This is a genomic window from Caldivirga sp. MU80 (assembly GCF_001663375.1).
Lineage (GTDB): Archaea > Thermoproteota > Thermoprotei > Thermoproteales > Thermocladiaceae > Caldivirga.
In genome coordinates, this window is the sequence record NZ_LCTF01000012.1 from 38,286 (window position 1) to 56,457 (window position 18,172).

At 46.6% G+C, this 18,172-nt stretch carries 21 protein-coding genes and 1 tRNA gene; 16 read left to right on the forward strand and 6 right to left on the reverse strand.

From position 1 onward, the window contains the following. Positions 1-5: 5 nt before the first annotated feature. Entirely contained in the window at positions 6-752 is a 747-nt protein-coding gene (locus tag AAX04_RS04905) for a DUF72 domain-containing protein (protein ID WP_066794879.1), read from the forward strand. A 20-nt stretch (positions 753-772) separates the two neighbouring features. On the opposite strand, the gene AAX04_RS04910 is transcribed toward AAX04_RS04905, so the two are convergent. Both AAX04_RS04910 and AAX04_RS04915 read right to left on the reverse strand, forming a co-directional pair. After that, the gene (locus AAX04_RS04910) at positions 773-976 is read right to left on the reverse strand and encodes a hypothetical protein (RefSeq protein WP_066794882.1); all 204 of its coding nucleotides are present in this window, start codon (positions 974-976) and stop codon (positions 773-775) included. Between the two features lie 73 nt (positions 977-1,049). Next, positions 1,050-3,593 (reverse strand): HEAT repeat domain-containing protein, encoded by a 2,544-nt coding sequence (locus AAX04_RS04915; RefSeq protein WP_066794884.1) that lies wholly within the window; start codon positions 3,591-3,593, stop codon positions 1,050-1,052. Between the two features lie 77 nt (positions 3,594-3,670). On the opposite strand from AAX04_RS04915, the gene AAX04_RS04920 reads away from it, so the two are divergent. From AAX04_RS04920 to AAX04_RS04975, 12 genes are all read left to right on the forward strand, one after another. Beyond that, positions 3,671-4,123 carry a VOC family protein gene (locus tag AAX04_RS04920; RefSeq protein WP_066794887.1) on the forward strand — a complete coding sequence of 151 codons (453 nt, stop codon included), beginning with the start codon at positions 3,671-3,673 and terminating at the stop codon, positions 4,121-4,123. A gap of 91 nt (positions 4,124-4,214) precedes the next feature. After that, positions 4,215-4,292: transfer RNA gene (locus AAX04_RS04925), tRNA-Met, on the forward strand. A 116-nt stretch (positions 4,293-4,408) separates the two neighbouring features. Next, positions 4,409-5,170 (forward strand): ferredoxin family protein, encoded by a 762-nt coding sequence (locus tag AAX04_RS11620; protein ID WP_084761206.1) that lies wholly within the window; start codon positions 4,409-4,411, stop codon positions 5,168-5,170. 137 nt (positions 5,171-5,307) lie between these two features. Continuing rightward, a complete protein-coding gene (locus tag AAX04_RS04935; RefSeq protein ID WP_066794891.1) occupies positions 5,308-6,948 on the forward strand; it encodes a universal stress protein in 1,641 nt (546 codons plus the stop codon). A gap of 702 nt (positions 6,949-7,650) precedes the next feature. Next, positions 7,651-8,847, forward strand: a complete 1,197-nt coding sequence (locus AAX04_RS04940; RefSeq protein WP_066794893.1) for an MFS transporter — start codon at positions 7,651-7,653, stop codon at positions 8,845-8,847. A gap of 69 nt (positions 8,848-8,916) precedes the next feature. Beyond that, entirely contained in the window at positions 8,917-9,465 is a 549-nt protein-coding gene (locus AAX04_RS04945) for a TetR/AcrR family transcriptional regulator (RefSeq protein WP_066794896.1), read from the forward strand. Between the two features lie 70 nt (positions 9,466-9,535). Continuing rightward, a complete protein-coding gene (locus AAX04_RS04950) occupies positions 9,536-10,588 on the forward strand; it encodes an arsenic resistance protein (RefSeq protein ID WP_238377807.1) in 1,053 nt (350 codons plus the stop codon). 49 nt (positions 10,589-10,637) lie between these two features. Beyond that, positions 10,638-11,414, forward strand: coding sequence for a sulfite exporter TauE/SafE family protein (locus tag AAX04_RS04955; protein ID WP_066794902.1), 777 nt, complete (start codon positions 10,638-10,640; stop codon positions 11,412-11,414). 276 nt (positions 11,415-11,690) lie between these two features. Further along, positions 11,691-11,972, forward strand: a complete 282-nt coding sequence (locus AAX04_RS04960) for a DUF211 domain-containing protein (protein WP_066794904.1) — start codon at positions 11,691-11,693, stop codon at positions 11,970-11,972. 23 nt (positions 11,973-11,995) lie between these two features. Continuing rightward, entirely contained in the window at positions 11,996-12,466 is a 471-nt protein-coding gene (locus AAX04_RS04965; protein WP_066794906.1) for a hypothetical protein, read from the forward strand. Between the two features lie 115 nt (positions 12,467-12,581). Beyond that, the gene (locus AAX04_RS04970; RefSeq protein WP_066794908.1) at positions 12,582-12,806 is read left to right on the forward strand and encodes a hypothetical protein; all 225 of its coding nucleotides are present in this window, start codon (positions 12,582-12,584) and stop codon (positions 12,804-12,806) included. Positions 12,807-12,879: 73 nt separating this feature from the next. After that, positions 12,880-13,062 carry a hypothetical protein gene (locus AAX04_RS04975; RefSeq protein ID WP_066794910.1) on the forward strand — a complete coding sequence of 61 codons (183 nt, stop codon included), beginning with the start codon at positions 12,880-12,882 and terminating at the stop codon, positions 13,060-13,062. A 1-nt stretch (position 13,063) separates the two neighbouring features. Here AAX04_RS04975 and AAX04_RS04980 read toward each other — a convergent pair whose 3' ends face one another. Beyond that, positions 13,064-13,369 (reverse strand): hypothetical protein, encoded by a 306-nt coding sequence (locus AAX04_RS04980; RefSeq protein WP_066794912.1) that lies wholly within the window; start codon positions 13,367-13,369, stop codon positions 13,064-13,066. 110 nt (positions 13,370-13,479) lie between these two features. Here AAX04_RS04980 and AAX04_RS04985 point away from each other — a divergent pair, with 110 nt between their 5' ends. The 3 genes from AAX04_RS04985 (at position 13,480) to AAX04_RS04995 (ending at position 16,958) form a co-directional block, all read left to right on the forward strand. After that, entirely contained in the window at positions 13,480-14,142 is a 663-nt protein-coding gene (locus tag AAX04_RS04985; RefSeq protein WP_066794913.1) for a hypothetical protein, read from the forward strand. Continuing rightward, positions 14,139-16,217 carry a hypothetical protein gene (locus AAX04_RS04990; protein ID WP_156519704.1) on the forward strand — a complete coding sequence of 693 codons (2,079 nt, stop codon included), beginning with the start codon at positions 14,139-14,141 and terminating at the stop codon, positions 16,215-16,217. Before AAX04_RS04985 ends, AAX04_RS04990 begins: the two co-directional genes overlap by 4 nt. Before the next feature lie 393 nt (positions 16,218-16,610). Further along, positions 16,611-16,958: a hypothetical protein gene (locus AAX04_RS04995; RefSeq protein ID WP_066794916.1), complete on the forward strand. Its 348-nt coding sequence runs from the start codon at positions 16,611-16,613 to the stop codon at positions 16,956-16,958. On the opposite strand, the gene AAX04_RS05000 is transcribed toward AAX04_RS04995, so the two are convergent. Genes AAX04_RS05000 through AAX04_RS05005 form a run of 3 tightly spaced genes read right to left on the reverse strand, consistent with a single transcriptional unit; the run spans position 16,942 to position 17,935 of the window. After that, a complete protein-coding gene (locus AAX04_RS05000; RefSeq protein ID WP_156519705.1) occupies positions 16,942-17,289 on the reverse strand; it encodes a hypothetical protein in 348 nt (115 codons plus the stop codon). The genes AAX04_RS04995 and AAX04_RS05000 overlap by 17 nt on opposite strands. Continuing rightward, a complete protein-coding gene (locus tag AAX04_RS12155) occupies positions 17,262-17,504 on the reverse strand; it encodes a hypothetical protein (RefSeq protein WP_162270110.1) in 243 nt (80 codons plus the stop codon). Before AAX04_RS12155 ends, AAX04_RS05000 begins: the two co-directional genes overlap by 28 nt. Continuing rightward, on the reverse strand, positions 17,483-17,935 hold the full coding sequence (locus AAX04_RS05005) for a hypothetical protein (protein ID WP_066794925.1): 453 nt from the start codon (positions 17,933-17,935) through the stop codon (positions 17,483-17,485). Before AAX04_RS05005 ends, AAX04_RS12155 begins: the two co-directional genes overlap by 22 nt. Positions 17,936-18,172 lie beyond the last annotated feature (237 nt).

The window sequence follows — 18,172 nt, forward strand, 5'->3', positions numbered from 1 at the left end:
CTATTATGGTAAGTATCCTAGTTGGTACATGCGGCTTCCCAACGGCTAGGTCAAGGTACTATGAGCTATTCCCAGTGGTGGAGTTGCAGGAAACCTTCTATGACCTACCCACCGAGGATAGGATGAGGCATTTGAGGGAAGAGGCACCGAGTGGATTCGCCTTCACCGTTAAGGTCTTCCAAGGGTTAACCCATGGCACTAACTCACCCACTTGGAGGAGGGTTAGGAGGGCTAGGTTAACCGGCAACACCACTAACTATGGTTTACTTAAGCCAACTAGGGAGAACCTTGAGCTCTGGGGTGAGTTCCTCAGGTTAACCAAGCCCCTTAACCCAGCCTTCTACATATTCCAAACCCCACCATCAATGGTCATTAACAGTGATAGTGCCAAGGATGTGGTTGAGTTCTTCAGATCAATAGGTGAGCCAGGTAGGGTTGGCTGGGAGCCAAGGGGGGCCAGCTACAGTGACCCAAACTCCCTCATGCGAGTATTCAATAGTACTGACGTCATACACGTGGTTGACCCATTTAGGAGGAGTCCAATGGTGACTAGGGAGGTAGCTTACTTCAGGCTGCACGGCATTGGTGAGGGGGAGGTTAACTACAGGTATAGGTACTCCGATTCGGACCTTGACTCATTGGGGAGACTGATTTTAGGCCAGGTTTCACGGGTGGTCTACGTCATGTTCAACAATGTTCACATGCTTGACGATGCCTTAAGGTTTAAGAGGTTAATTGAGGCTAAGGGCTAGGCTTCATGGTGAGGGTCGCCTTAAGTATCCCTGCAGCCCCTAATCGACTCAAGGTACCTCAACGACTCGGCTATGTATCTAGCTAATGGGTTCTTAACCTGTACACCACTGCACCTGTAAATTAGGCTTGCCCCCCTGTGGGCCAGTTCATAGTCCTTAATCGGCACCACCAGCATAATCACCACGTTTTCCCCCTCCAACCCAACCTTAACCTTTAGGCCCATTACCTTACTTGGGTCTAAGCCTTAAATTAAGAGTATCAGGTAAAAACATCGATAGGTATTTAATGGCATGCCACTAAGCCTTGGACTCAATCCTCCCCACCCTGTCCATTAACCTCCTTTGCTCCTCCCTAATCTGCTCCAACTCCTCCCTCAACCTCTGGTACTCAACACCCCTGCTCAGGTGCTCCCTTATCCTAGTCGCAACATCCCTGGCATACCTCCTAAACCTGCCACTTAACTCAGCTGCTATGAAGCCTGGTGCATTACCCGAGACTATGGAGTCCAAGACATCGAGGAATCTCGGGTCCATTGAGTACTCCACGGCGCTTAACGCCGCTGAGGCAACCCTAATGTACGGGTCCTTAAGCAGCTCAATCAACCTTTCATAGACCCTCCTGTCACTGGTGAACCTACCCAGCGACTGCGCTGCAGCGGCCCTGACTAATGTTGGGTATCCGAGTTGAGTATACTTTAAGATTATGTCAACGGCTTCGTCACCGCCTAGTTCAGCTAGCCCCCTTAATGCACCCTGTGTTATGACATTGTTGTGGCTTGGGTAGTTGAGAGCCTTAACTAGTTCATTGAAATAATCCCTAATGCCTACCTTGCCCAGTGATTCAGCTGCAGTGGACCTAACGTAGTAGCTCTCCTTAACGTCAGTTAGGATTGAGGAGAGTACCTTAGCCGTCTCCTCACTACCCTTAAAGTTACCCAACGCCTCAACTATGGCACGCCTAACCCTCGGGTGCTCCTCAACTTTAAGTGCCTCCAGAAGAGACTTGGCCGCATCATTAACGCCTAACCTACCCAATGCCCTAGCGGCCTCAGCCCTAACACCCCAGAACTTGTCGCTAAGTAGCGCACTTGTTAAGGCTTCTATTGATCTTAAGCTACTATTCCTGGATAAGGCATCAATCGCCTCAAGCCTGCAGGCCAGGTTGATGCTTCCCAACTCAGCCTTAGCCTCCTCAACACCCTTATCACTGCTCACAACCTTAATCGCAATCTTAAACTCAGGATCGATGCATACGTAGGCGGGCCTCTCCTTACTTGGTATGTAAACCACGGACTCCCTCGAATTAACATCAACCCTAACCAGCTGCCTTGACCCATCCTGATAACCCGCCTCGAATTCCAGCGGCAACCTATATATGGGGTATGAGTCTTCGCCCTGGGTCTGGCTAACACTTAACCTTAAGTAACCTGATTCATGGCTCCAGGAGTACTTGATCATGGGATGCCCAGCTGAGTAAACAAACTGGTTAAAGAACCAGTCAAGGGGCCTACCTGAGGCCTCCTCCATAGCCTTCCTCAAGTCCTCGGTATCGGCATTACTGAATGCGTGCCTAGTTAGGAAAATGTTAATACCCCTCCTGAAGTTCTCCTCCCCTATTATGCCTTTTAACGTGTGTAGTACGAGTGAACCCTTTTCGTAAGTATGCCTATCGAAAACTTCCTCAGGGTACTTGTAAAGCCTAATGACGATGGGCCTTGAGTAACGCCTATACTCATTAAGGTAGGCCCTAAGGTTCTGGTGGAGCTCGTAAATGAACTCGTCATCACCCTTCGAATGCCTCGTGTAAAGGGCCTCCATATACGTTGCGAAGGCTTCGTTAAGCCAAATGTTACCCCAATCCCTAGTGGTAACCAAGTCACCAAACCACTGATGAGCCAACTCATGAGCAACCAAACCATCAGAAGAAAAATCCTCCCTACCTGGGCATGGGAATTTTGAGCCTGGGCAATGGGCGTGTTCATCATGAATAGTCGTGTCGGTTAGTATAGTCACCGTCGTATTCTCCATACCGCCGCCAAATTCACTAACAACAGCATGCTTATAGTTGGGCCATGGGTACTTAACGCCGGTGTATTCACTGTAGAAGTTCAACATGTCGCATATCCTGTGGAAGCTGTACCTAGCCAGTTCACCATAACCCTTAGGCACATAGTGCTTAACCTCAACGCCGCCGCAGTTCTCCTCAATGACTTCGAATTCAGCAGCCGCAAAGGCTATTAGGTAGGCTGAGTGTGGCTTATCAAGCCTCCAACGCCATAGGGTCTCGTCGCCTAAATCCCTACTCTCAACTAGGTATCCGTTTGATACAGCCGTTAGTGGTTTCGGTACTATCAATGTTAATTCACTGGTTAACTTAACGCTTGGGTAATCTGGTATGGGTAACCAGTAGTGATTGTCCTCGCTCTCACCCTGCGTCCAAACCATTGGCCTCCTATCCTTGTAATACTCATCGGGAAGTATGAAGTGTACACCGTTCCTAGGCTTAGCGCTATAGCTAACAGTTACTGTAAACTCGGAGCCAGCATTACCGGTTATGTAGATCCTCAAGACACGCCCATCATAGTTAAAATGAGCCTCGCTACCATTAACCATAACTGAGTTTATCTGCATCTCGGCGGCGTCAAAATCCACATGGTCAATCCTGTCTGTAAGCGTTATTGCATATCTAGCCTCCCCCTGAATGGACTTGGTGGCTAGGTTAAGTCTAATTGCCGCTGATAGGTACTTAACCACGTATCCATAGTACCTCTGGTACTGCGGCTCATAATCCGGGTACGTGAAACCCCTACCCACTAGGTAACCAGCCTTGTCAAACGACATTACTAAACCCATAGCTTAAGGTATTTAAGCATACCCATATGGGCAATGCTTTAAAACATACAATGCTTACCCCGCTCATGAGTGCCCAGGGGTTTAATGAAGTTGTCCAAGTAGCCATGGTAGTTCCGGATATTCAATCAGCCGTGAAGCTATGGGCCAGCGTACTAAAGGTTAAGGAACCTGAGATTGTGGAAACTGAGGAGTGGGAGAAGACTAACATGACGTTTAGGGGTGTTCCATCCAGGGGAAGGGCTAAGTTGGCCTTCTTCAGGTTAGGCAACATAACCATAGAGCTTATTCAACCTGTGGGTGGGCCGAGCACGTGGAGTGAATTCCTAGAGAAGCATGGACCTGGGATACACCACATAGCGTTTAACGTGGGTAACGTAGATGAGGCCTTAAGGATGCTTAAGGAGGCTGGTGGCTTGATAGAACAGGAGGGCAAGTTCAAGGGTGGTGGGTACATTTACGTTGACGCTAGGAGGAGTCTCGGTGCAATGATCGAACTGCTTTACCGCGAGCCCACTTAGACCATCTAAGAATAGTCATTGCCCATTCACATGGTTAGTGTTGGGTTTAATGAAAAAGCTTATAAAATCCATAAATCTAAATGCTAACTAGGCCCCGGTAGCTCAGCCTGGGTGGAGTGTCCGGCTCATAACCGGAAGGTCCCGGGTTCAAATCCCGGCCGGGGCACCACGGTGCTATCCCTCATACCGTTACCTTGAGTGTTATTACTGCATCATGGTAAGTGGAGATGTGTAAATTATGCATCTACCAAGATGTTTTAATTACTGACCGATCAGTCAAATTCGATGACCCAGAGTATGAGTAAAACCTGGCATGGGGTAGATAGGTTAAAGTACGTGTGGTTCCCTAGGATTGACTATGATAAATGCATTGGATGTGGTCTCTGTCTCCTTACTTGTGGCAATGATGTATTTAGGTGGTATCCTGAGGGAAGCTTGCCCATAGTTGCGAACCCAGGTAATTGCGTCCTAGGCTGCACAACATGTGCAAAACTCTGCCCAGAGGATGCAATAACATTCCCTGATGACCCAAAGAAGTTCGTTCACTCAATAATTATTAAGGAGAAGGTATACCCCATAGTCAAGAGGGAACTTGGGGAAAGGCTCAATAAGTACCCTGATCATAAGGTATCGACTGGGAAGGCAATCACTGATATTAGCATTAAGCCGGAGTTCAGCAAGTGGCATGGGGTTAATAGAAAAACCATAAACTGGGGTCCTAGAATAGATGAGAAGAAATGCATTGGATGCGGCATGTGCGTAGTTCAGTGCTCAGAAAAGAGGAGTGTGTTTGGTTATGATGAACAGAGGAGAAAGGCTGTTGTGTTAGTTCCTGAAAACTGCATGGTAGGGTGTAATAACTGCCAGATTGCCTGCCTCTGGGATGCAATAACATTCCCAAGTATATCAGAGGTAAGGGAGCTTACTAGGAAGCTTATTGCCTCGGGAAGAATAAAGGAGGAACTTGATGCGAAACTCCAACAAAACCCTCACTTGCTCATCGAGCTACCATGTACATCCCTTGAAAAGACAAAACTAAACCAATGAACCATACATATTTGTAAATATTTTTAGTTATTCACCTAAAATATATTAACTTTTATTAGTGATAATTATTTATATAGAAATAATTCAATGCGAAAGTTTTATAAACCGTCTGGTCAGTCCGCATTTCCACGAGTTCCATGAATAATCTAATAAATCTAAGTCAAAGAACTAAACTTGAAAAGATTAGGGATCACCTAGATAAGTTTCTTGGGCTCTATGTTGGATTAGCGATAATCATAGGCTTAATAGCGGGTTACTATGACACGGCTTGGGCGCATAGTCACATAGCCCTGCTTCAAAACGTTATGTTGGCATCAGTATACGTGATGATCTTCCCAATGATGCTAATGCTCAATATTAAAGCGCTGGGGAACGCATTCAGAAACTGGAAACTCATCACCGCCGTGATATTACTCAACTTCGCCTATGGACCCCTCATGGCGGTGCTTCTAGGAAACCTGTTTCTCATTAATCCCTATGTAAGGCTTGGATTGTTCTTGGCATGGGTTGTACCCTGTTCATCAATGAGCATCGGATATGTGGGGTTAATGAAGGCAGATGTAAGCGCAGCAACAGCCATGGTTGCACTTTCATTTTTCCTCTCGCTCGCGCTGATTCCAACTGAAGCATCGCTGTATATCCATAACATTCTCGCAAGTGAACGACTTGCACTTTCTAGTGCCATGATTTCTAAGATCGAAATGAACCTAGTTATTACCATAATTGAAATATTAATTGTACCGCTGGCTCTCGCCATACCCACACATGAAGCGATGATTAGAAAAATGGGGCAAGAAAAATTCAGAAGGATAAGTCCTCTATTCCCGACTCTTACGATACTTGGCATGATAACGCTAATCTTCACAATATTCTTTGCCCACGCCGGTGTGCTAATTACCCACATTATGGATATGCTTGGCGTAGTCTATTCTACCGTGGTTTTTTACTCCGTCTCACTCACTGTTTTTACTATACTGTTTAAGTACATTAAGCTGAACAGGAGAAATGAATCGCCATACAGTTCAGCCATGGTTGCAATACTTACTGGTTTGCCAAAGAATGAAGCCACAGCCATAGCACTCAGCGCCTTAGCGCTCGCGCCCCTCGGCCCTCAGGTTGCATTTTTGGCATCCATGCCGCCCTCTCTCATACCTGCTTTTCAAGTAGTATTCATAATAGTGTTCTTAAAGCTCAGGGAGAAAATAATAGATTACTATGGTGCTAGGAAAGAAATTGAAGAAATTCTTAAGGTAAGAGAAATACCTGCTAGAGGCGTCGTGAGTGAAGAAAAGGAAGTAAGTGAAGTTGTTGAGGTGCAGGAATTAAGTGCCGGAGGTGTCGTGAGAAAGATTGGTTTAAATATCCTGGTTCCAGTTGACTTTTCTAGAGGAACAGAGGAGTGGATACGTGAGGGACTCGGCAGGCTAAACAACGTCAACAGCATAACACTTCTGCATGTAATCCCCCTTAGCCTATCTGAAGTGGGTGATTTCGTTACAGAAGATGTAATAAAAAGTGGGAAGAAGGTTGCTGAACATAAAATGAGAGAGTTGGTAAAAACAATATCAACATTCGGGCCTTATGAGGTAAGCTATGAGATAGCTGTAGGAGACCCAGCAAGAATAATACTTGAGCAGGCTAATGCTGGAAAATTTGATATGATAATGATGGGGCACAGGGGTTATGGATACGCCGAGACCTTCTTTGTAGGCAGTGTTACGCTGAAGGTCATATCAAGATCGCCCATACCAGTCATGGTGATCAGGAAAAATCCGTGATCATTTTTAAATCTAAAATCTGAATCATATTTTAAGTTTTTGATGAAAAGAATAGCAGCCTTACCCCTCCTAGGTAGGGTGAAGTTTTTGAATACAAAACGTATTAAAGGATTAGGACACTAGGTGTAATGAGGACGGGAACTGGCTCTTACCTTGTAATATCGGAGGAAGGCATCTACGAAGCGAAGATTAAGAACAGAAGGATAAGTAAGCTCGCTTCTTACCTTGAGCCATCTACCTACCCTTAAGCCATTGCTCCGCGGGCTCGCATATTCCTATACATTGGGAACTGAACAGACTGGGCACGGCCTAGGTCTACCTTGTCCTAGAGATCACGCTGTAATACAGCTTATAGTTCCTTATGAGAGGATTCGGCCTGTTGCCTTGTCCTCAAGCATCTGCATCTTCGTCTCATACCCCTGCTTTAGCGCCTGCGTAGGGTTAAGCTGCTGGTTTCCATCTTGTTCTCAAGAGCGTGGTTAAGCTCTGCAGGCCGTTAGGCTTCCTGTTTTTGTCAACGAAGCCCTTTAGTGTAAGGCTTGCATTGTTGTGAATGATCATGACATGTTTGTAGATGCTGGGCCTCAAGTGACATTTCTTGGTTTCCCCCTTACCAGTCACAGGGTCAATGCTGTAGTAGTGGGCAGTGGTGTAGGAGGAAAAGTTTATAAACTGTCCAGTCAGTCAGTTAACTGACCAGGTATGGGTAACCCGGGTGTAAACCAGGGAAGGAGTTTAAGGAAAGTGGGTCTTGATTTTGGGCTGATAAGTGGTGCTGAGTGGTTGGTAATAGTTGCGGCGTTTCTTGGAAGATATCTGTTGCAGTTCTACCAAACATCAATATGGAATTTAGCAGAGTCCTTCGGTATGAACTCCTTTGAGGTTGGTATAGGGTTTGCCCTCTTCACGGTTGCATTCGCCATAGCGGCGTTCCTAATGAGGGAGTTTAAGCCCAGTCAACTTAAAACTGTTGAATTAATCTCACTACCACTCCTTGGAATCACAATGCCACTCTACATTGTAATACATGGTTATGCCGAGGTATACACATTAATGACTATTGATGGATTCCTAAGCGGCATAATTATGGATTCCTTCATGACCATGGCTGGGATGGCATCGGTGGAGCAGTGGAAGAGACAGGTTGAGCAGGCGGCATTCTCATTCTGGGTTGCGTTAGCATTAATAGTGGCACCGTTCACCACCGGTTACTTGCTCAGTCTCGGTATAAGGGAGCTATTCCTCATATTCGCGGTAATGGCTTTTATTGCAATACCATTTGTCGCAGCACTTAGGGGTAGGTATGCATTGAAGTACATGGAGGCGAAGGGGCATAGTGGTAGGGCAAGCATAAGATCCTTGTTCAGAAGTAGGGAGTATAACTGGGCGGTTGTGGCGGCGTTCACGTACACAATACCGTTCTTCATAATCATGAGTTTCGGGGGGATTTACGGCGAAATGCTGGGGTTATCTGCATCAACAACCTTCTACCTACTTGCGGCAATGTTCGTTGGTGACGTGGTGACCAGGTTCATAATCAGGTTAAAGTCCCCAATACAGAATAGGAGACCATACTTAGTGTTTGCAGTAACAATTGCATTGGTGGCTGCTGTGTTCCTAGCCCTTAGCTCAGTCTCAGTAATATTCCTAGTCCTAGCCTTCCTAATCGCTGGAATACCCGATGGAATCTCCTGGACTCTGGGGCTCCAGATAGCAAACACGGTATTCAAGCCTGAGGAGATAGCGACATCAACATCATTCTTCAGCTCATCAATGATGATAATGTCAGCCCTAATGCCCCTTGTGGGCTACATGGCATCCATAACAGGATTCACCGCAACATTTTGGGTATTCGCAGCAATCACAGGCGCGCTCTTCATAGTAGAACTCCTCATGTGAGTGGCAGATCAGTGATTAAAATGATTAAAATATTTAAATTATGGCTTAGATTTTCCACTGGTGTAGTTTATGAGACCGGGGGCGAGAATTAGGAATAAGGAGTTGATGAGGGAGAGGATACTGCAGGCTGCGATAGAGGTGTTTGCCGAGGAGGGTTTTGATGCTCCTGTGGATCGCATATGTGAGAGGGCTAAGGTTTCTAAGGGGATAGTTTTTTGGCATTTCAATACTAAGGATCAGTTAATCCTGGAGATTGCCAAGAGAAGTCTACCTCATGACATTGTGACTAACTGCCTAAGTGAGAGTAATGGTGAGGAAATCCTTAGATGCATTGGGAGTAGGTACCTTGAGAAGTACAGCGACCCCACAATGAGAATGCTCTTCCTACGCACAATATCTTTAATGGGTAATTATGAGGAATTGGCGGCAAGTAGTAGGGAATTATGCGGCCCCTTGGTTGCTGAAGTTAGCAGGCGTGTTTTCAATAGTGATAGTGCTGAGGATGTTGTGAGGGTAAGGGCATTCATGGGAGGGCTCCTCTGCTACGTCATTAACCTACCAGGAGTAGATAAGAAAACCTACCTAGAGACGCTCATTAAGATAACCATTAATCGTTAAAATAACTTAAGGAAAAGTTTATAAACTGTCCAGTCAGTCAGTTAGCTGACCAGGTATGAGCAACCCAGGCATGGGTAACTCAGGCCAGGGGAACAATGCTAGTATTCTCAGGGCACTAGGTCTAAAGGCAATTCTGTTCCCCATATTTGTTGCCATTGCGATAATACTTGGGCTCGAGTTAGGGGTACATCTAACCAGTTTTAGCGGTTTGGTGTCCACGTACGGCATACCCGTAGGGTTGTTCTTCATGATTTACCCAGCCATGGTGAAAATCAAGGTGAATGAGCTTGCGAAGAGCTTAACGGATGCAAAGAAGGTGGGCTTAATGGTTGCGTTAAACTATGCGATAGACCCATTCCTGGTGGCTGGGCTCGGATATTTCTTCTTCTACCTAATATTCTATAAGGCATTGGGCCTCGTGAATCTTACTATCGCTAGCCAGGCGCTTGTAGGGGTTATACTACTTGGGGCTGCACCCTGTATAGCCATGGTGATAGTGTGGACAGACCTCTCGAGGGGTAACTTACCCCTTGGTGTTTCATTTGTTGCGTGGAACTCCATTATACAGATCTTCACGACGCCTGTCTATGTTTATCTATTAACAAGAACCACCGTATTCGTTAATCCTATGTTAATACTGGAAAGTGTGCTGGAGTATCTAGCCATTCCCCTCGCCGCTGGTGTGGTTACTAGGTATCTGCTACAGGAGAAGGCGTATTTCTCGAGGGTTCTGAAGGTGCTGGATAATGTGCAGACTATAGCGCTTCTGTTCACAATAGTCGTTATATTCTGGGGTGAGGGGTATGGAATCGTGGAATATCCAAGCCTAATATGGATGATGGCTATTGTAATGCTCACCTTCTACTTCGTACTGTTTCACATAGGTTACTACACATCAAGGAAACTGGGATATAATTACGCGGACTCAACAGCAATAGGGTATTCAGTGGCTGCCAGGGATTTCGAGGTGTCAATAGCCATTGCAGTAACGGCATTCGCAAAATACACGTTTGTACCCATTATTACAGCAATAGGCCCGTTACTAGAGATACCTTTAATGCTCATCCTAGTCTGGGTTCAATTAACCAGGTATAGGAAGGAAGCGCCTGTACTGAGGGTTTAGGTATTAAATATGGGCATTAAAATGATAAGAAAATGAAGGGGTGTGAAGGATGGTTTCTACTATACTGCTTATCGTTATATTCTTTGTAACTTGGATCATCACGAGCATTTTTACGGTGGCGGGCCTAGGTGGTGCCGTTGTCCTGGTGCCAATATTATACTCACTGGGTATACCATTCTCGGTAGCGGCAGATACGGGACTTTTCCTTAACATTTTCTCCCTATTTATTGCGATGGTGAATAATGCGAGAAGGGGTAATGTCTTATGGAAACTAGGAACCATCCTCCTAATTCCTGCAGCAGCCATGGCCCCAGTGGGGGCATATGTGGGTAGCCATGCCCCAAAGATTGCACTACTATGGGCACTCACAGCATTCTTAAGCTACACATTATACAACTTGGTAAGGGAAAGGGCGAAGGTAAGGTCTAGCAGGTTTTACGGAAGTGTTAAGGGTTATGTACTCACTGCGTTAGTGGGAGTCATCACGGGTTTCCTTAGTGGTATGTTGGGGATAGGAGGGGCAATACTAATTTTGCCCGTCATGGTCTTAATAGAGGAGGATATAAAGAAGGCTTCAGCTACAACAGGATACATAGCATTATTGATATCGGTCAGCGGCTTTACCAGTTACTTACTTTTATTGAGGGAAAAGTTATGGCTGGTGATGCTGGCTGAAAGGCTATGGCTAGTAGTGCTGACGGGGGGTTCCCTAGGAGGACTCACTGGATCATACCTATTGAATCGCTTAAGGCCATTTTACGTGAAGTATATTGTCGTCCTCATAATCGCACTAGTACTGGTGAAGATATTTGCAAAACTGGTTTAACTTATGATGCAATGCGCAGCCGCGCGGATGTGCTTCTCAGCTAGTGGGTTTTACTGGCTCTTAAGCGAGATCACTAACCTCACTAGTGCTTCATGAGGCCTAGTATAGATTAGTATGTGTTAATGAATTATAATTACCGCCAAGTATGGGCAAAGTGCTGATGCTTGTTGACGGGAACCAGGTGTTCAAAACATTATCCCATTACCTAATTGTTCAATGAATCGTAAATTTAAATGGCGTTTTAAGTTTATTAACTGAAATTAGAGTGAGTGAGGTATGAGTGGGGGTGATGAACCATTGCTAAGGAGGGTAGTGCTTGATGTAGATGCCCCAAGTGAACTGGAGATTATTAAGTTGGCCAATGAGTTGGGTAGGATTAAGGGTGTTGCGGCGGTTTACGTTAAGGTTGAGGAGACTGATGTGGGCGTTCTAGGGCTTAGGATAGTCATGGAGGGTTCAATAGACTTCAATGAGATTAGGAGGGTTATTGAAGTCAATGGTGCAGTCATAAGGAGCATTGATGAGGTCTCCGTGGGTGAGTACATACTGAAGGGTTAATGATGCCCCGGCTCAGCGTCTACATGGTCCTTGGCCTATTGGATGGGTACTACACAACCATGGTTCTAGTCGACTTAGCCTTCAGCAGCTTCATCAATGTAGTAACTGTGACAGTGCTAATTAACGCAGTAACGGGCTTGTTATCAAGCTACGTGCTTAACACGGCTTACCTAAGGGACGTTGAGAGGAGGCTGCTTGTTAAGAGGGGTTACTTAGCTGGGTCAACACTGCATAGGGGTTTAATGCTCAAGTCCGTGGTTGATACAGCCCACTGGGTCGTAATGTCGATAATAGGCTCCTTAGCTGCGTTGTTAATTAAGTACGCCTCCTCACTGATCATAATTAAGCCACTAACGCCGGTGCTTTACGTGGCAGTGCCCTTAGTCTTCATGTACCTGTTATCTAAGATAACGGATACCAGTTACGTTGAGTTGGCGGTACTCACATTAATCCTAACGCTAATCATCTACCTAGTGCTCATCACCCTCCATTAGCCCCACTAGTCATGAATACCAACATGGGCAATCATGCATACTAAACACGCTATACAAACCTGCCATACACTAGGCATGACCACCACCTAATTACCCCCACTCCAGTGAACCCAATATGGCCGACGCAACAAGCCAATTAATAACCCAGATCAAGACAATGCCACTATTCAGGAGGAGAATAGCCAAAGTGGGTAACCGCTACTTCATCCAGCTACCAATGGAGTTGAACGAACTCTGGAGGTACTGGTACGAGAATGGGGCAGTGTTAAACATTGTAATCGAGGTTGTTGAATACAGGAAAGCCAACAATGAGAAGCCAACATCCAACCCCAATCCTTAATCCTACTATACTAATAGTTTTAGTGAACTACCTATCCAAGCGCTAATTAACAGGTCAGTGGGGTAGCGTAAGCATGCGCACTAAGGTAAGGCTCCTAAACCTCAGGAGGATTGGAGCCTACTATGTGGCCGAGGTTGAGGGCAAGTACATTGTCTGTGATGAGTCAATGACGTGCCTCCTAGTTGAGGCAGGTAGCCCAGAGGATGCGGTAAGGATTGCCAATGAGTATTTGAGGGGGGTTTTGGGGGAGGAGTAGGCTACTCTTCCCCACCCTCAGTCTCCTCAGCCACATTAGGCGCCAGGTCGTCGGCTGCCTTCAAGTGTTCGGCAATTTTCCTCCCAAGTTCAGTGAGGGTAACGTAAGTCCTAACCCTAATGCCATACTGCCTCCTCTCAACCTTAATGAGGCCAAGCTCCTCTAAATCGCCTAAATGATAGACGAGCCCCCTACCAATACCCTTTGCGAAAACCTCCTCAACCCACACTGAGCCACCAGCCTCGTAGGCAGTTACCAGTAGTTTCAACCCAGCAAGCCGTAGTTTAGACCAGAATCCAGATTTCATCCCGGGTCTCGGTTTAGGAGTAAACTAAAACTTTAAATTTATTAACGGTATGCTTTTAAACAAGCTTCCGCTTCAGAAGTTGAAGTAGATGTTTAGAATTGGTGAGAATCATGGGTGGTGGCGGTAGTGGTAGTGGCTTGGCTGTGCTAGTGGAGCTTGGCGCCTCAAGCCTTGAGGGTCAGAGGGGGTTGATTAGACTTGCCAAGGTAACTAACCACAAGTACCTTCGCCTCATTGATGGTAGGGGGAGGTATGGTAGGCGTGGTGAATCATGGGGTAGGTTAATCCTCGCAGTGAGGCGTGGTTATTGTGATTTTGGTGATTGGATTGCCGTGGCAGTTGGCTCGAATGGTGAGAGAGATTCATACATCTACCTGTTAAATAAGAGTGATGCCAAGAGTCGTGACAGGGTCTGTGAGAGCTTGAGGCTTCTTGAGGAGGCTAAGGCTATTAATGCGAGTTCAACGGCGAGTGAGGATTACTTCAAGGTTTACAATTACGTTGATGCATTGATGGGGGAGTTCGACCATGTTCTTGATAATGGTGCTGGGGACTCTGACTTTGAACTCCTCAGGGCTGATATAGATGCATTGAGGGTTCGCTTTGGTAGGCACCTTGTTGATTTAGCGATTGTTGCATGGCACCTCAATCATGGCTACCCCATGCCCCTTGTCTTCGTTATTGATGACTTCATGGTTCTCCACTCAAGGCTCCCAGACTACATTATGCCCACTAGGTGCCTCTATGAACTATGCCTGGGGTGGGTGTCATGATTGAGGGCCTTAACCCACCTACCACTGAGGATGCACTCAAGGGGCTCATTAATACCTTGAGGGAGCGTGGGGCAAAAATCAAAGAGGATATGCTGGCTGAGCCTTACTGTGAGGGGGACTGGTGCCTCATGATTATTAATAAGCATCAGGTTGAGGTATTGAAGAACGCTGGCATTGACATTAAGTGCCATTGGAGGAGCCTTCATAACCACTGTATTGTGTACATTGCGAGGAAGGCTATGGAGCTACTTGAATTGAACCATACTCCAGATTCCCTCACTATTAGTGCAACTGGGGGTGTTGATAGGATTAGCCTGCTTGGGAGCCTTGCTAAACTTCTTGATGCTGTGAGGTTAAGCCATGTTGGTGCTGTGGGTTTCTCAGTTTGTATTAGGAAGGGTGAGGAGGGTTGCCTTAGGCATTTGGTTGGGGAGTATGATGATGAGTATGGTGCCTTCATTATTGAGGTTGAGAGGAAGGATGGCTACGATGTGATTGGGGTACTACCCCGCAGGATTGCACGTGTTTACGACCCATACTTAAGTGAAATGTATTATGTAGCTTGGGATGAGAGTGGGCGCATTCTAACCTACTCCAAGAACCTCGACTCATTCCTAATGGCGTTGAAGGATGCCAGTGGTGGACTATACGGTGTCAGCGAGCTCAAGTACACGATATTCATTGGGCGTGCCTTCAAGAGGATTACAATGCCACTGAGCGCTGGGCTTAATGAGGACGGTACACTATCAGACCCCTATGGTATCCTGGACACTGCCAATCACGGTATTGATGACCTCATTAACATTTATAACTGGATTAACAAGTATTATGGCCTGAACGCAAGGTACGCATGGTTGAATGTTGTCTTCATTATTGCTAAGATTATTACCCCAATCGTGAGGAAGAGGAACCAGGAGTTCATTGACCACATTATTTGGAATAGGGGCAGTGGCTCGGAGGGTAAGACGACACTCTTCAATGAGGTTGGGAAGAGGTTGCTTGGTGTCTATGAGGTAGACCCGTACCTTGTTGTTATCAGTGGTTCTGTTAATACACAGCCCCAGTTGAGGGAGCTTGTGAACCTCAACAGACTACCCTTGATTATTGATGAACAGCATTTGAGCCTTACTAGGCTTGCTGAGATGCTTCATGCCTCTGCTGTGGGCCAGAATTGGGTTGGGATTCATGCTAGCCGTTATGGTTCGGGTAGTTGGGTTGGCTTCAGGAACTTTAGGGGTATTATTGTGAGTACTAACATGCCCTTCAAGAGGTATTTTGACGAGGTTTATGGGACTATTGGTGGCTGGAAGGCTATTATAAGGAGGTTTATTGAACTTGCCTGGGCTAATGAAACGCTCCCAGAGGAGGCTTTTGATAATCTACCCTACATTAGGGGGCAGGTTTACGGGCTCCTAATGGACTTGATGAGGGATGAGAACGTGAGGAGCCAATTGCTCTCCTCAGGGAATCTTCTTGAACTATCTGAACTCCTCATGGAGGCTCTTGGCTCGAAGTACCCTAAGTTTAAGCCCATTGCCGACCAGACTATTGCATGGCTTAGGGAGTTGGCTAGTGAGAAGGCTAGTGAGTTGAAGGGTGAGGGTGTTATTCGTGAGGAGTTGAGGCTTGCTGACTATGCTAGGCAGTATTGTGGTTCAAGGGTTAATGGGTACTGTATGTTGAGGGCAGTGCTGGAGCATGGGGAGCGTGATAATGAGGTTGCCTTCACCGAGGGGCGTGATGATAACCTTGAGGAGGTTAGGCTTGGTATTGATGCTGTTCTCTCTAAGCTCTTCAATAGTAATGCCTCACTCCAGAGTATTGTTGAGGGGGATACCACCTTGAAGGTTAGTGAGGATGCATTGGAGGCTTTTAGGCTTATTGCCATGAGGCTTAGTAGTGGGCAGACTAGGATTGTCTTCAAGCCTGGGACTATGATTGTGCCAGGGCGCCCATCAAGGCTCCTTGGCGTTGAGATTGGGACTTACAGTAAGGGTGGGGAGAAGTATAAGGGGTATAGTATTAGGATTGACAAGTTCCTAAGGTGGCTCTTCCTTGGTGAAGAACCCCAGTAAAATAACAACATGCTAATAGGCACACTTCAAAAACACACGGTAAAACGTCTTCTCCTATTCTCCCATCTGGGTGGGGGTGGGGGTGAGTGGGAGAGTACCATGAGTGGCACCATCGGCTCCACATACTGGTTAATAGCCTCCCCACTCTGGGGGTAGGGGGTGGGGGATGGGAGAATAGGAGAAGATAATTAACCATGAGGACTGGCAGTAGTACTATAGCCCCATGGTACCAGGCTTAGAGTGCCTTCAATAATTATATAATCACCGCATGGATTCTCCCATACAAGTTTTATAATCAACAAACTCGGATGGGAGAATCCAAAAACCATTGGACATTTGAAAAGGGTTGTTAATCCACCATACCCTAATTAACCCTCATGCACCAACCACCCTATGGGCAACCTTGAAGGTGCAATAGCCTACATCATAACAAGCCCAGCAGTATGGGGCATACTAGCCTACAATATAAACCACGCCACAACCTTCAAGATTAGGTCGAGCACTCTTGCCAATGCCGTAAGCCTACTAACTGGAGTCAAGCCTAATAGCGCATCAAGGGCTGTTGGATGGTACCTGAATAATGAGGCCTGGCTCAAGGGGCTTGGGTTAAGCCTGGTTGAGCATAGGACTGGTGGTGTCCATGGGAATGGGATATACATTATCCAAGTCGTGAATAGGGCAAGGGCACTCAGGGCTAATGCCATATACGCTAGGCTCCTTGGGCTTACAGCTCGTAGCTAGGGCCAGCGGATATTGGCTTTCCATCTGAGGCGTCCTCAATGAGCCATAGGAGCCATGCAACGGCTTCGTCAATTGGTAGTCTCTTCACCATGAACCACAATTCTGGGTTGTCAGTTGAGCATAGGGTGTAGGAGCCATCAACCCTATCCAGGATGCCGTGAAGGGACATTGCCCTCAAGAGCCTTAAAGCCTCCCTAACCGAGCCATCACCAATCATACTGCCCAGGAGGCTTGGCGTAATGTGAATACAGTCACCTGGGGCTCCCTTAATGAGGATTACAATCCCCCTAGCCACCATTCGCCTCACGTTCCAAGGCATATTCGACTGCATAGCCCATAACCCCTACGCCCATGCTTCATGCACTTGAGGACACATGCGTTGAACTCCCTAATAAGCATATCAGCCTCCTCAGGGCTAACCCCAAGCCTCTCAGCCGTATTAGTAACACAATCCCTTACGCAATCGTGAAGGCAAGTGTATGTATCGCACTTTCCACGGCAGGAATCCTCGCACTTCAAGTACTCTACCAGTAGCTCCTTAACCACGATTGTGCTTGAATTGGATTATGATTAGGTTTGAGGGTTTTGGGCAAGGGGGACTGCCCATCGTGGCTTAGGATTAGTAACGTGAGAGCCTTCACAGCATCCTCAAGGGGCAGGGCCTTAACCAAGCCCCAAAGAAGCCCTGCAATAGTTGGGTTGAAGTGCCCATCAGTCATTGGGTTCACATCACGGCATATTACATAGAACACCTTAGCCTTCCTCCCATAACGCCTATAACGCCTGTGGCTAACAATCCCCATACCCTCAAGCTGTGTAAGAATATATTTGAACTGTGAGGCAATCATGGGATGGAATGGTTTTTCGAGGTAATTGAAAAGCATGGATGGACTAACACTAACGCAATTACCCTTTGCCTCCTTTACCGCAATGGCAATCCCCCTTGCCGCAGTTTCGACAACCTCGGGCCACTCCACACTGGGCTAACCAACCAGCCCCAGATTAGCTAATCAACACCATGATGGGAATGGTAAACATGGAGAGGATTATCTGGGAGAATGAGGAGGCCATTAGGAGTATTGTGAAGAGAGCCTTCAACGGGGAGTACCTCGGTTACACTAATGATAATGAGCTGTCGCCATTCATGGCGGGGTCACCCCACTACGTGGGGATATGCGTCAGGCTTATTAACCTTGGATTCATGCTTTACCTGG